This window comes from Bacillus sp. NPDC077411 (assembly GCF_044543425.1).
Lineage (GTDB): Bacteria > Bacillota > Bacilli > Bacillales > Bacillaceae_G > Bacillus_A > Bacillus_A bruguierae.
The window spans coordinates 293,206-306,365 of record NZ_JBITWA010000002.1 but is presented as its reverse complement, the minus strand read 5'-3'; the positions used below and the strand labels follow the sequence as shown (position 1 = coordinate 306,365).

Sequence of the window (13,160 nt, the reverse complement as noted above, 5' to 3'; positions counted from 1 at the left end):
TCTCGAAGAAGATGCTCCTGGATTGTAATTCATGTTGTTCTATGTACTGACTTACACCTACCGTCAGCTCTCTTTAACAGGGAGAACATACACTACTCTATTCCATTCATCGCTTATCTATTATTTAGTTGTTATGAAAATACAAAAATCCCTACTGAAATTAATCAGTAGGGACGATTTTATTCGCGGTACCACCCTAATTATTGACAAATCCTATATGTCAATCTCTTCATTCTCTATAACGGTTCTTCACCGTCTCCCCCTTACATTTCGCTCGAAGAAGATGCTCCTGGATTGTAATTCATGTTGTTCTATGTACTGACTTACACCTACCGTCAGCTCTCTTTAACAGGGAGAACATACACTACTTAATTCCATTCATCGCTTGTCTTATTTACTTAATGATTATCCTATAATAAATAAGGTGAAAAAGCAATATTTTTTATTCCTTTAACTTTCTCATCCGTTAACTATATTCATAAGTATCGTCATGTAATAATAATTTTCTATTCACTGCGGAAACAATCATTCCAGAAACGATTAAAATTACAAATATATAAAACAACCAATTAAACCGTAAAAACCTATTTTTTTCGCCATGAACACCCCTTTTTTTCCATATTTAGGATCGCTTTTATTATAACATTTACTCATTATGTTTTCTGTATGTCGTACTTATTCCATTACAGTGAGTGAAATTGTTCTCCTATTTTAACCAGTTAACCCTACTGGGGGATTCATACTTCTTCATGCCACTTATGACCTCTGCTATAATCAATTTGCAAATGCATGAATTTTCCCAAAAAATCCGTAATCCCTATCTCATTTTATGGTAATATAAACCATATATAAAGACAGAAAGGAGTTATACTTATGCCACACATCATGTCTCTCAATATCGGAACACCGCAAAAATTCCAGTTTCAAGGGAAAGAAGTCGAAACCGGCCTCTTTAAAGAAAGTGTTAACAAACCTTTATATTTAACAACACTGAACTTTGAAGGTGATGGCCAAGCAGATTTAAAGCACCATGGTGGTAAAGACAAAGCTGTTTGTGTATATGCATTTGAACATTATCCATATTGGGAACAAGAACTATCACAGCAACTTTCATACGGAGCATTCGGAGAAAACTTAACAGTAACAGGATTACTGGAATCAGATGTATGCATTGGTGATATATATAAAATAGGAGAAGCGCTCGTTCAAGTAACGCAGCCGAGACAGCCTTGCTATAAGCTATCTTATCGCTATGATCGAAAAGATTTCCCGCTTCTCGTGCAAAATACAGGATTTACAGGTTTTTACGTACGAGTGTTAGAGGCAGGAACTGTTTCCCCTTCTGATGAAATGAAATTAATAGAACAAAATAAACATCACATCACAATAGCCTTCGCAAATGAAATCATGCACCACGATAAACATAATATAGAGGGCATACAACGCATATTAGCAGTTGATTCTTTATCAGAAAGCTGGAAAAATACATTTACGAAACGATTAGAAGGCAAAGAAACGAGTACAGAAAAACGTTTAACAGGAAAATAATACATTGATAGAAAAGAGGACAGCGCATGAGTGAATTTATATTCGCATTACTTGTTTGTCCATTGCTTGTCTTTATTTTCTCTGTTATTGGTACACGGGTTACAAAAACGTATTATACGATGCCTATTATAACGTTTGCGATTTTTCTTATATTGGCAGTAACCTTGTTTAATCGATCATTTTTCTTTTGGGTAGGGATGTATAGTATTTTTTCATTTCTTGTTTCTTATATAACGCTATTATTTATAAAGGGTGAAAAGGAAGTAGATAAAAAACAATAACTATATGAATCCATTTTAATTTTTCGACATATAGATTGCGACTATGTAGAACAAAAGGATTCTACACTCACTTGCTCCTTTTGTTTGAACTTCGCATGCGGCAGAAAAAGGCCCTGACCGCTTCTATACATGGCTAGATGCACTCGCCCATTGAAAAAGAATGGTTTTATGTCGCTTTTTTATTTGGATTTATATATAATTTTTAGTCCATTTTCTTTAAGGAGCATTATTCATGATTTTCTTTGATATTGATGGTACTTTACTTGATTATGAACTTGCTGAAAGAAATGGTATTCTTGACTTCTTTCGCGAGCATAATCCTATTTTTTCTGGTAAAGAATTCGAAGCTAGCAAACTATGGAATCAACTCTCAGAACAATACTTCAATCAATTTTTATCTAATGAACTATCGTTTCAAGAACAAAAAAGGTTACGAATGAAAGGCATTTTTCAGCAATACGGCATTCATTTAACTAATGAAGAAGCTGATCAGAAATTCAACCTATATTTATCCTCATATAGAGAAAATTGGACAGTGTATGCAGATGTAATCGATGTATTAGAGGACTTAAAACGAAAAGGTTATCCATTAGGAATTATTAGTAATGGGAATTATGAACAACAAATTGAAAAACTACATCGTTTAAATATCCTACATTATTTTAACCCAGTCATCGCCTCTAGTAGAGTGGGGGTGGCAAAACCAAATATAGCTATCTTTCAAATAGCTAGTATGAAAGCAAAGTGCCGAGTTCAAGATTGCTATTATATAGGAGACAGGTTAGAAACAGACGCCCTAAGCAGTAAAAATGCTGGTATGCATGGAATATGGTTAGATCGATGTAATAAACAAGAACAATGTAGTTCTCCTACCATAAAATCCTTATATGAGCTAATTCACATACTCACATAAACGCTCTAGTACGAATACTTAGACTATCTATTATAAAACAATAAAAGAAAGGAACAAGCATATGTCCTTATTATTAGAATTTCTAGTCCCTCTCATTTTTGTTTGTTGTATCTTCTTTTTAGCATTTGCATGGGATAAAACCGAGCAATTTCTTAATACAACCATTTTAAAAAAGGTTAGTAAAAGGTGGAGAAATGTCATCTTAACAACCATGACCATCCTATTCGAATTACTCGTAATCTGGCGCTTCTCAATTTCTTTCAAAGTATCTGCCTTAGAAAGTTTAGTGATGGGAAGTATTTTATTATTATGTTGTATTTGGCTCATTCCCTATTTCGTTACGATTCAAAGAAACAATGCTAGAATTTCAGATAAATATCATAGCGGTGGTGTGGAGTTAGGATCAGTAGCAGTATTCCGTCTTTCTTTAAATCCTCCTGTATTAGGAACGATTATTTTATCAACTGTAAGTATTGGTGTTGGCATATTTTATTACCTACCTTATTTTTTATAATAAGAATGTTAGATAATAATTACTGGACCTCTCTTCTATTTTCTCTAAATTTTGAGAAAAGGAGCGATACTTTAGTCTATGAATATACAAATACATTTTAACTTTTTGACATATAAATTACGGCTATGCAGAAAAATGATTCTGCGCTCACTTTCTTTGTTTGAACATCGCATGTGGCAGAAAAAGGCCCTGACCGCTTCTACGCATGGCCAGACGCTCTCGCCCACCTAAAAAAGAGTTTTTATGTCGGTTTTTTAATTTGTATTTATATAAAGAAAACACGACCGAGTTTCCCCCCACGGTCGTGTTTTCTTTATCATTACGCTGTAATCCAAGCCTCGTCAGCTGGATTTTTACGCCATTCTTGTAGTTTCTTCGTTTCTGCTTCGCCAATCATACCTTTTTCTGCTGCTACTTCAGTAAGTGCACTGTAGTCGCTTAAAGAGTATGATGCAACATTTGCTGCTGCTAATTTTTCTTTTCCTGCTTCAAGTTCGTATGTGAAGATTGATACGATTCCTAATACTTCACAACCAGCTTCGCGAAGTGCCTCTACACAAGTGATTGCACTGCCGCCAGTTGAGATTAAATCTTCTACTACGACAACTTTTTGGCCTTTTTCTGCTTTACCTTCGATCTGGTTTCCTTTACCATGACCTTTTGCCTTGCTGCGTACATAGCACATTGGTAAGTTCATACGATCGCTTACCCAAGCAGCGTGTGCAATACCCGCTGTTGCTGTACCTGCAATAACTTCTACAGCCCCGAAGTGTGTTTGAATTAATTCTTCTAATCCTGCAGCAATCGCCCCGCGTACTTCTGGGTAGGATAACGTTAAACGGTTATCACAATAAATTGGTGATTTCATGCCAGAAGACCATGTAAATGGATCATTTGGTTGTAAGAATACTGCTCCGATATCTAATAAATGAGATGCTATTCGTTTTTTCATACTGTTACACCCTCCCATTGTTCTTTTACAATTTGATACGCCTCGCACGGATTTTCTGCTTTTGTAATACTACGCCCTACTACGATATAACTAGAGCCAAGTTCACACGCACGCTTTGGCGTTGCTACGCGCACTTGGTCATTTACATCGTCGCTTGCAAGACGAATCCCCGGTGTTACTGTTACGAAAGCGTCTCCGCATACTTCACGTAATTTTGGTACTTCAAGCGTTGAACAAACAACGCCGTCCAAACCGCTTTCTTTTGTTAACCTCGCATAGTGAGCAACAGCTTCTTCTAACGTTTTCTCAATGCCGATCTCTTTTTTCATTACTTCTTCCGATGTGCTTGTTAGTTGTGTAACTGCGATACAAATCGGTCTCTCTTTTCCTTCTTTCGTACCTTCCTCTAATCCCTCAAGCGCAGCCTTCATCATACTGCTTCCCCCAGCAGCATGAACGTTTACCATATCAACTTCTAAACTAGCTAAATTGCGCATTGTGCTTTTTACTGTGTTCGGAATATCATGAAGTTTTAAATCTAGAAAAATTTGATGTCCTTTTTCTTTTAGATATGTGATAATAGCAGGTCCCTCTTTATAAAACAGTTCCATACCAACTTTGACAAATAACTGTTCCCCTTCAAAGTGGCTTAAAAACTGTTCTACCTCTGCCTTACCTGGAAAATCCAGTGCAACAATTAAAGACTGTGACATATTTACTTCCAGCTCCTTCCTTGACATTCCGAAATGTGTTCAAATCCTAATTCATCTAAAAGCGCTGGTAATTCTTCAATAATTGTTGGACAGACAAATGGATCAACGAAATTTGCTGTACCAACTGCTACTGCACTTGCACCAGCGTAGAAGAATTCAATTACATCTTCTGCCGATTCAATACCACCCATTCCGATAATCGGAATGTTAACAGCTTGACTCACTTCATGCACCATACGAATTGCCACTGGCTTAATTGCTGGTCCAGATAATCCACCCGTACGGTTTGCTAAAATTGGTTTTGCTGTTTTTAAATCTAAACGCATGCCAAGCAATGTATTAATCATCGTTAATCCGTCTGCCCCCGCGTTTTCAATTGCTTTTGCAATCTCAACAATGTTTGCAACGTTTGGTGATAGCTTTACGTATACCGGAACTTCAGATACTTCTTTTACACGTTTCGTTAAATCTGCTGCAATTTCCGGTACTGTACCGAAAGCAATTCCACCTGTCTTCACATTCGGGCAAGAAATATTTAACTCTAATGCATGAACATTCGGTGCTTTTGAAATTTCTTTCGCAACTGCCACATAGTCTTCAGCTTGTGATCCAGCAACGTTTGCAATAATAGGTACATCAAACTGCTCAAGCCATGGTAATTCTTCGTTCACAACTTTTTCTAGCCCTGGGTTTTGTAAACCAATTGCATTTAACATACCAGCAGGTGTTTCAGCAACACGCGGCGTTGGATTTCCAAAACGCGGTTGTTCTGTTGTCGCTTTAATCATGATTGATCCAAGTACGCTTAAATCGTAGAGCTTTGCAAATTCACGGCCAAATCCGAAACAACCAGATGCTGGGATGATTGGGTTTTTTAATGTTAAGCCTGGTAAGTCAACTTGCAATCTGTTGTTCATAGTACAACCTCCCCGATTGGAAATACTGGTCCGTCGCTGCACACCTTCTTATAGGAATAGCCAGTTGGATCTTCTTGCAGATGGCATACGCACGCAAAACATGCTCCAATGCCGCAGCCCATACGTTCTTCAAGTGAAATGTACGCTTTTTTCTCTTTATAGCGCCCTTCTAGTGCACGTAGCATTGCCAGCGGTCCACATGAGTAAAGAATGTCAAAGTCAATTCCATATGCATCAATTACATCTGTTACAAATCCTTTTGTACCATGTGTACCGTCTACTGTCGCAACGTACGTATCACCAAGTTCTGCAAATTTTTCTTCGTAGAAAACGACATCTTTTGACTGAAAACCTAAGATGTGGATGACACGAACGCCTTTTGCTGTAAGACGCTGTGATAATTCATATAGCGGTGGTACACCAATTCCGCCCCCTACTAAAAGAGCTGTTTGTCCCGACTTTGCTTCTTGCACCGGAAAACCGTTACCTAATGGACCTAATACATCAACCATTTCACCTTGTTTCTTTTGTGACAACGTTTTTGTTCCTTGTCCTTCTGCACGGTATAGCATTGTAAATTCGTTTTTCTCTTGATCTACATTACAAATACTAATCGGGCGGCGCAGCAGAGGCGCATTGCCCTCTGCTACTTTAATGTGTACAAATTGCCCTGGCTCGTTCATGTGCTGTACTAAATCACCTTGAAGTACGAGTTCGTAAATATTTTTTGCGATTTCTTTTTGGTTAACGACAATCATATTTTGCTTTTGCATCATGCATGTACCACCTCGTGACGCTCAGCCCCCGTAAATTCTTTCATTGCGTGAGCTGAAAATGTCATAGATTCAAGTACGCGTAAAATTGCTCTTGTTGTATCTAATGATGTTAAGCATGCTACACCATTTTCTACAGACTCACGACGAATACGGAAGCCATCACGCGCTGGTTGTTTTCCTTTTGTTAATGTGTTAATAACAAATTGCGCTTTTCCTTGGCGAATAATATCAAGCAAGTTGTAGTCTTCAGAATCAATTTTGTTTACAACTTGAACTGGAACGCCTTGGTCTGTTAATGATTTCGCAGTTCCTGCTGTCGCTAATAAGTTATAGCCAATTTCATGGAATCGTTTTGCGATTTCCATTGCTTCTTCTTTATCTTTATCTGCTACTGTGATGATTACAGATCCGTGCGTTGGAATATTGATTCCAGCAGCAACAAGTCCTTTATATAATGCTTTTTCAAGCGTTAAGTCTTTACCCATTACTTCCCCTGTTGATTTCATTTCAGGCCCTAATGTTGTATCAACAGAACGTAGTTTCGCAAAAGAGAATACCGGTGCTTTTACATACACTTCTTTCTCTTCTGGGCGATATCCAGTTTCATATCCTTGTTCTACAAGATTTTGACCTAAAATAACTTTTGTTGCGATATTCGCCATCGGTACACCTGTAATTTTACTTAAGAATGGTACTGTACGGCTCGCACGTGGGTTTACTTCAATTACATACACTTCGTCTTTGAATACTACAAACTGGATATTCAGTAATCCAACAATGTTTAATCCTCTTCCAAGTGCAATTGTATTTTCGATAATTTGTTCTTTCAGTTTTGCAGATAAGCTTTGCGGTGGGTATACTCCAATTGAGTCACCAGAGTGAACTCCAGCGCGTTCAATATGTTCCATAATACCTGGAATGAATACATTTTCACCGTCTGAAATTGCATCTACTTCAATTTCTTTCCCAACCATGTAGCGGTCAATTAATACTGGATGATCCGCATGAACTTTAACCGCATTTTTCATGTAGTGCAGTAGTTCTTCTTGACGATATACGATTTCCATCGCACGCCCACCTAGTACGTAAGATGGTCTTACTAATACTGGGTAGCCAATTTCTTCAGCGATTGCTACCGCTTGTTCTACAGTTGTTGCTGTTTTTCCAACTGGCTGTGGAATACCTAAATCTGTTAAAGCTGCTTCAAATTTATCACGATCTTCTGCACGGTCTAAATCTTCTAGCGATGTACCTAAAATTTTCACGCCGCGCTCTTGTAATTTTGCCGCTAAGTTAATTGCTGTTTGACCACCAAATTGAACGATTACGCCTTCTGGTTGTTCTAAATCGATGATGTGCATTACATCTTCAATTGTAAGTGGTTCAAAATATAATTTATCTGAAATACTAAAGTCTGTTGAAACTGTTTCTGGGTTATTATTTATAATAATTGCTTCGTAACCAGCTTCTTTAATTGCCCATACAGAATGAACTGTTGCATAGTCAAACTCGACACCTTGACCGATGCGAATTGGACCAGAACCAAGAACGACTACACTTTTACGCTCTGTAACGATTGATTCGTTTTCATCGCCATATGTGCTGTAGTAGTAAGGCGTTGCAGATTCAAATTCCGCCGCACATGTATCTACCATTTTGAATACTGGTGTCATGCTGTTTTCTTTACGCATATCGTAAATTTCACGCTCTGTTTTATTCCAAGCAGCTGCGATATAATGATCACTGAATCCCATTGCTTTTGCTTCTTGTAATACTTCCATATCGCCTATATGGTTTTTAACGTTATGCTCCATGTTTACGATGTTTTCAACTTTTTGTAAGAAGAAGAAGTCCATTTCACACCATGCATTAATTTCTTCTTTCGTTACACCTTGACGAATCGCTTCTGCTACAACAAACAGACGCTCATCATCTGCTTTCATAATACGTTTTTTCATTGTGTCTTTATCAAGTTCTTTTAAGTGATCAAGCTCTAAATGATAAACACCAAGCTCTAAAGAACGAACCGCTTTTAATAGCGATTCTTCTAAATTACGACCGATTGACATGACTTCCCCAGTCGCTTTCATTTGTGTGCCAAGCGTTCTGTTTGCTGATTCAAACTTATCAAATGGCCAGCGTGGAATTTTAGAAACAACATAGTCTAATGCTGGTTCGAAACATGCATATGTTTTTTGTGTAACCGGGTTTACAATCTCATCAAGCGTTAAGCCGACTGCAATTTTCGCTGCCAATTTTGCAATTGGATATCCTGTTGCTTTTGATGCTAATGCAGATGAACGACTTACACGTGGATTTACTTCGATTACATAGTATTGGAAACTATGCGGATCAAGCGCAAGCTGAACGTTACATCCACCTTCAATTCCAAGTGCGCGAATAATTCTTAATGAAGTATTACGTAACATTTGATATTCGCGGTCACTTAATGTTTGGCTCGGCGCTATAACGATCGAATCCCCTGTATGCACACCAACTGGGTCAATGTTTTCCATATTACATACTACAATGGCATTATCGTTTGCATCACGCATTACTTCATATTCAATCTCTTTAAAACCAGCGATACTTTTTTCTAATAGACATTGTGTTACTGGGCTATGTTTTAGACCGCTTGTTACAGTTTCAATTAACTCTTCTTCATTATGACAAATACCACCGCCAGTTCCGCCTAGCGTAAATGCAGGGCGAACAATTACTGGATAGCCAATTTCTTTTACAAATTCATATGCTTCATCAAGCGTATGAATAATTTCACTTGGTGGTACTGGTTCGTTTAAGTCTTGCATTAATGTACGGAATAAATCGCGATCTTCCGCTTGCTCAATTGCTGATAATTTCGTTCCTAAAATTTCAACTCCGCACTCTTCAAGTACACCTGATTTTGCAAGTTCAACAGCCATGTTTAGTCCTGTTTGTCCGCCAAGTGTTGGCAAAATTGCATCTGGGCGCTCTTTACGAATAATGCGGCTTACAAATTCTAATGTTAATGGTTCAATGTATACTTTATCTGCTGTTGCAGTATCAGTCATAATTGTTGCTGGGTTAGAGTTTACAAGAATTACTTTGTAACCTTCTTCTTTAAGAGATTGACAAGCTTGCGTTCCAGAGTAGTCAAACTCAGCTGCTTGCCCGATTACAATAGGTCCTGATCCGATTACTAAAATTGTGTTAATGTCTAGGCGTTTTGGCATAACTCTTCCCCTTCTTTCTTAAAGTTTTCAATCATTGTTAAGAAATCTTCAAATAAATTGTTTGCATCTTCTGGTCCTGCTGATGCTTCTGGATGATATTGCACTGTAAATGCTGGGAACTTCGTATGACGAAGACCTTCTACTGTTCCATCATTTAAAGCTACATGTGTAATTTCAAGATCTGTACTTTTAACTGATTCTTCTTCTACTGCGTAACCATGGTTTTGAGAAGTAATGGCTACTTTTCCAGTTGCAAGATGCTTTACTGGATGATTTAAACCACGGTGACCGAATTTTAACTTGCTTGTATTTGCACCAGATGCTAGAGCGAACAATTGATGTCCAAGACAAATCCCGAATAATGGTACTTTTCCGATAATGTCTTTTAGCATTTCAATTGCTTCTGGTACATCTTTAGGATCCCCAGGTCCATTACTTAACATAATTCCATCTGGGCTAAGGCGTAAAATCTCTTCAGCCGTTGTATTGTATGGTACAACAATTACATCACAGTCACGTTTATTTAGTTCTCGTAAAATACCATGCTTCATACCGAAGTCTACAAGTACAACGCGATGGCCACGGCCTGGACTTGGATATGGATCTTTTGTTGATACTCTTTTCACATGATCTGTAAAGACTGTCTCTTTTAATTGACTAACGATGTACTCTACATCCGCATCCATGTTGCAAAGACGTCCGCGTAATGTTCCATATTGACGAATTTTTCGTGTTAATTTTCTTGTATCAATTCCTGCTAATCCTGGAATGTTTCTTTCTTTTAAATAATCATCTAACGAAATTTCATTACGGAAGTTAGATGGGTGATCACAAATTTCGTTTACTATTAAACCATTTACAGATGGATGAATTGATTCGAAATCATCACGGTTAATGCCGTAGTTTCCAATTAATGGGTACGTAAATGTTACAATTTGACCGCAGTATGATGGATCAGATAGTGTTTCTTGATATCCAGTCATTCCAGTTGTAAATACAACTTCACCTGACTTTTCGATTTCTCCTCCGAAACCTTTTCCAATTAATAGTGTTCCATCTTCTAAGATAAGCTGTCTTTTCATACTAATGCACTCTCCTTTTGCCATGCGATCTTACCGCCAACTAATGTCATCATCGGCCATCCTTGACATTTCCAGCCCGTAAATGGCGTATTTTTTCCTTTTGATAAGAATGTTGCTGGATCAATCTCTTCTTCTTGTTCTAAATCGATAATTGTAATATCAGCCGCTCTTCCTTCTTTCAGTCGGCCTGCTTCTAAACCAAATGTGTCAGCTGGTTTTTCTGTTAAGAATTGAATTAACTGTTCTAATGTGATAATTTCTTTTTTCACAAGGTTTGTATATAGTAGTGGGAATGCTGTTTCAAAACCAGTAATTCCAAATGGAGCTCTTTCAATACCTTGTGCTTTTTCTTCCGCTGCATGCGGTGCATGATCTGTTGCGATTATATCGATTGTTCCATCTAATAATCCTTCAATTAATGCTTCTTGATCCTCTTTTCCACGAAGTGGTGGATTCATTTTAAAGTTTGGATCAGCTGATGGGATATCATCTTCACATAATACTAAGTGATGCGGTGTTACTTCTGCTGTTACTTTAATTCCAGCACGTTTTGCATCACGAATCACTCGTACAGATCCTTTTGTACTTACGTGACATACGTGATAGTGGCAATCCGCCGCTTCCGCAAGTAATATGTCCCGGGCAATATGTACAGATTCACATACTGATGGGATACCGTTTAATCCGTGTTTCTCAGAAAACTTCCCTTCGTGTACACAACCTTTATTAATTAACGTATTTTCTTCACAGTGTGCAACAACTGCCATATTTAATTTTGCTGCACGCTTCATTGCTGCCAGCATCATACTTGCATCTTGTACTCCTACTCCATCATCAGTAAACGCGAATGCACCAAGTTCTTTTAATGTTTCAAAGTCAGTCATTTCAGAACCTGCTTGGCGTACTGTAATAGCGCCATATGGCAGTACATTTACATGTGCTTTTTCTTGAATTCGTTTTTGCAAATCTTCCATATGTTCTTTACTATCTGGTACAGGGCGCGTATTCGGCATTGCACAAATTGTTGTAAATCCACCTTTTGCTGCTGCAAGGGTTCCTGTTTCAATCGTTTCTTTATGTTCACCACCTGGTTCGCGAAGGTGTACGTGTACATCAATTAACCCAGGTGCAATTAATTTTCCGGTTACATCAATTACTTCTACATTTTCAGCAGTGATGCTTTCTGCTACTTTCGCAATTTTACCATCTTGTACGAGAAGGTCTGTTGTGACGATATTTCCCTCTTCATTTACATAGCGACCATTTTTAAACAAATAATTCATGTTTCATTCCTCCTAATACATTTGGTAGTGCGCGTTTTAATACAGCCATTCTTACATAAACACCGTTTTCCATCTGTTTAAAGATGCGTGAACGCTCACACTCGACAAGCTCACTCGCAATTTCTACATCACGGTTCACAGGTGCTGGGTGCATAATAATGCTACCTGGCTTCATGCGTTTCTCACGTTCGATCGTTAAACCGTGCTCTTCATGATACTCTTTCATAATGTCTGTTTCATAATGATTATGACGCTCATGCTGCACGCGTAGTAGCATCATTACATCTACTTCTGGAACTAGTTCGTCTAATGCTTTGTACGTTCCAAATGTGTTCGTTTCGTCTTTCCATTCTTCTGGACTTGCAAAATAAACGGTTGCTCCTAATTTCGTTAACGCCTCTGCATTTGAACGTGCTACTCGGCTATGACTGATATCTCCAACAATTGCCACTTTCAGTCCTTCAAATGTTCCAAATTCTTGTTTTATCGTTAGTAGATCAAGCAAACATTGCGTTGGATGATTTCCACATCCATCACCTGCATTTAAGATTGGAATATTTACTTGTTCTCTAAGCTCGTCGAAATAACGATCTTGTTCGTGGCGGATGACAACAGCTCTTGTTCCTATCGATTCTAGTGTTTTTACCGTATCGTACAATGTTTCTCCTTTTTGTACGCTAGAAGATTCTGCTGAAAAGTTGAGAACATCAAGTCCTAAACGCTTCTCTGCTACTTCAAAGCTAAAACGTGTTCTCGTGCTATTCTCAAAGAATAAGTTTGCAACAAATGTTTGCTCTGTCGCTTTTATACCCTTTCCGTTTGCGAAATCTTCTGCATCTTTTAGGATTTCTGAAATCTCCTGCTCCGATAACTCACTCATCGTTAACAAATGGTTCATTGTCATCCCTCATCTTTCTGATTTTTATAATAATACCTTTAAATTTATATAAAATTTTCTGCATAAAA

At 37.9% G+C, this 13,160-nt stretch carries 12 protein-coding genes and 2 other annotated features (1 of these 14 running past the window's edge); of the genes, 4 read left to right on the top strand and 8 right to left on the bottom strand.

Annotated features, from left to right (window positions below; translation table 11 throughout):
• Window positions 1-119: a binding site (T-box leader), on the bottom strand (it extends 170 nt beyond the left edge of the window).
• Window positions 120-166: 47 nt separating this feature from the next.
• Window positions 167-391, bottom strand: a binding site (T-box leader).
• A 482-nt stretch (window positions 392-873) separates the two neighbouring features.
• From ACIGHG_RS04960 to ACIGHG_RS04945, 4 genes are all read left to right on the top strand, one after another.
• Window positions 874-1,548: an MOSC domain-containing protein gene (locus ACIGHG_RS04960; RefSeq protein WP_396547412.1), complete on the top strand. Its 675-nt coding sequence runs from the start codon at window positions 874-876 to the stop codon at window positions 1,546-1,548.
• Between the two features lie 26 nt (window positions 1,549-1,574).
• Window positions 1,575-1,829, top strand: coding sequence for a YbeF family protein (locus tag ACIGHG_RS04955; protein WP_336473452.1), 255 nt, complete (start codon window positions 1,575-1,577; stop codon window positions 1,827-1,829).
• A gap of 232 nt (window positions 1,830-2,061) precedes the next feature.
• Window positions 2,062-2,742: an HAD family hydrolase gene (locus tag ACIGHG_RS04950; RefSeq protein WP_396547410.1), complete on the top strand. Its 681-nt coding sequence runs from the start codon at window positions 2,062-2,064 to the stop codon at window positions 2,740-2,742.
• A 61-nt stretch (window positions 2,743-2,803) separates the two neighbouring features.
• On the top strand, window positions 2,804-3,256 hold the full coding sequence (locus ACIGHG_RS04945) for a hypothetical protein (RefSeq protein ID WP_396547408.1): 453 nt from the start codon (window positions 2,804-2,806) through the stop codon (window positions 3,254-3,256).
• Between the two features lie 319 nt (window positions 3,257-3,575).
• Here the strand turns inward: ACIGHG_RS04945 and pyrE are convergent, their stop codons facing one another.
• From pyrE to ACIGHG_RS04905, 8 genes are read right to left on the bottom strand one after another with little or no spacing between them, the layout of a single operon-like run.
• Window positions 3,576-4,208, bottom strand: a complete 633-nt coding sequence (pyrE, locus tag ACIGHG_RS04940) for an orotate phosphoribosyltransferase (protein ID WP_396547406.1) — start codon at window positions 4,206-4,208, stop codon at window positions 3,576-3,578.
• Window positions 4,205-4,921: an orotidine-5'-phosphate decarboxylase gene (gene pyrF / locus ACIGHG_RS04935; protein WP_396547404.1), complete on the bottom strand. Its 717-nt coding sequence runs from the start codon at window positions 4,919-4,921 to the stop codon at window positions 4,205-4,207. The genes pyrE and pyrF overlap by 4 nt, the downstream gene beginning before the upstream one ends.
• A 2-nt stretch (window positions 4,922-4,923) precedes the next feature.
• The gene (gene pyrD / locus ACIGHG_RS04930; protein ID WP_336473457.1) at window positions 4,924-5,838 is read right to left on the bottom strand and encodes a dihydroorotate oxidase B catalytic subunit; all 915 of its coding nucleotides are present in this window, start codon (window positions 5,836-5,838) and stop codon (window positions 4,924-4,926) included.
• On the bottom strand, window positions 5,835-6,614 hold the full coding sequence (gene pyrK, locus ACIGHG_RS04925; protein ID WP_090914434.1) for a dihydroorotate oxidase B electron transfer subunit: 780 nt from the start codon (window positions 6,612-6,614) through the stop codon (window positions 5,835-5,837). Before pyrK ends, pyrD begins: the two co-directional genes overlap by 4 nt.
• On the bottom strand, window positions 6,611-9,829 hold the full coding sequence (gene carB, locus ACIGHG_RS04920; RefSeq protein WP_336473458.1) for a carbamoyl-phosphate synthase large subunit: 3,219 nt from the start codon (window positions 9,827-9,829) through the stop codon (window positions 6,611-6,613). Before carB ends, pyrK begins: the two co-directional genes overlap by 4 nt.
• Window positions 9,814-10,911 carry a carbamoyl phosphate synthase small subunit gene (locus ACIGHG_RS04915; RefSeq protein WP_336473459.1) on the bottom strand — a complete coding sequence of 366 codons (1,098 nt, stop codon included), beginning with the start codon at window positions 10,909-10,911 and terminating at the stop codon, window positions 9,814-9,816. Before ACIGHG_RS04915 ends, carB begins: the two co-directional genes overlap by 16 nt.
• Window positions 10,908-12,194, bottom strand: a complete 1,287-nt coding sequence (gene pyrC, locus ACIGHG_RS04910) for a dihydroorotase (protein WP_336473460.1) — start codon at window positions 12,192-12,194, stop codon at window positions 10,908-10,910. The genes ACIGHG_RS04915 and pyrC overlap by 4 nt, the downstream gene beginning before the upstream one ends.
• Window positions 12,178-13,092 (bottom strand): aspartate carbamoyltransferase catalytic subunit, encoded by a 915-nt coding sequence (locus ACIGHG_RS04905; protein WP_336473461.1) that lies wholly within the window; start codon window positions 13,090-13,092, stop codon window positions 12,178-12,180. The genes pyrC and ACIGHG_RS04905 overlap by 17 nt, the downstream gene beginning before the upstream one ends.
• Between the last annotated feature and the right edge of the window lie 68 nt (window positions 13,093-13,160).

Coding starts and splice junctions, on each gene's coding strand:
- pyrD (WP_336473457.1), bottom strand. CDS start 5,838: ATGAACAACAGATTGCAAGTTGACTTACCAGGCTTAACATTAAAAAAC.
- ACIGHG_RS04955 (WP_336473452.1), top strand. CDS start 1,575: ATGAGTGAATTTATATTCGCATTACTTGTTTGTCCATTGCTTGTCTTT.
- pyrE (WP_396547406.1), bottom strand. CDS start 4,208: ATGAAAAAACGAATAGCATCTCATTTATTAGATATCGGAGCAGTATTC.
- ACIGHG_RS04950 (WP_396547410.1), top strand. CDS start 2,062: ATGATTTTCTTTGATATTGATGGTACTTTACTTGATTATGAACTTGCT.
- ACIGHG_RS04915 (WP_336473459.1), bottom strand. CDS start 10,911: ATGAAAAGACAGCTTATCTTAGAAGATGGAACACTATTAATTGGAAAA.
- pyrF (WP_396547404.1), bottom strand. CDS start 4,921: ATGTCACAGTCTTTAATTGTTGCACTGGATTTTCCAGGTAAGGCAGAG.
- pyrC (WP_336473460.1), bottom strand. CDS start 12,194: ATGAATTATTTGTTTAAAAATGGTCGCTATGTAAATGAAGAGGGAAAT.
- ACIGHG_RS04960 (WP_396547412.1), top strand. CDS start 874: ATGCCACACATCATGTCTCTCAATATCGGAACACCGCAAAAATTCCAG.
- ACIGHG_RS04905 (WP_336473461.1), bottom strand. CDS start 13,092: ATGAACCATTTGTTAACGATGAGTGAGTTATCGGAGCAGGAGATTTCA.
- ACIGHG_RS04945 (WP_396547408.1), top strand. CDS start 2,804: ATGTCCTTATTATTAGAATTTCTAGTCCCTCTCATTTTTGTTTGTTGT.
- pyrK (WP_090914434.1), bottom strand. CDS start 6,614: ATGATGCAAAAGCAAAATATGATTGTCGTTAACCAAAAAGAAATCGCA.
- carB (WP_336473458.1), bottom strand. CDS start 9,829: ATGCCAAAACGCCTAGACATTAACACAATTTTAGTAATCGGATCAGGA.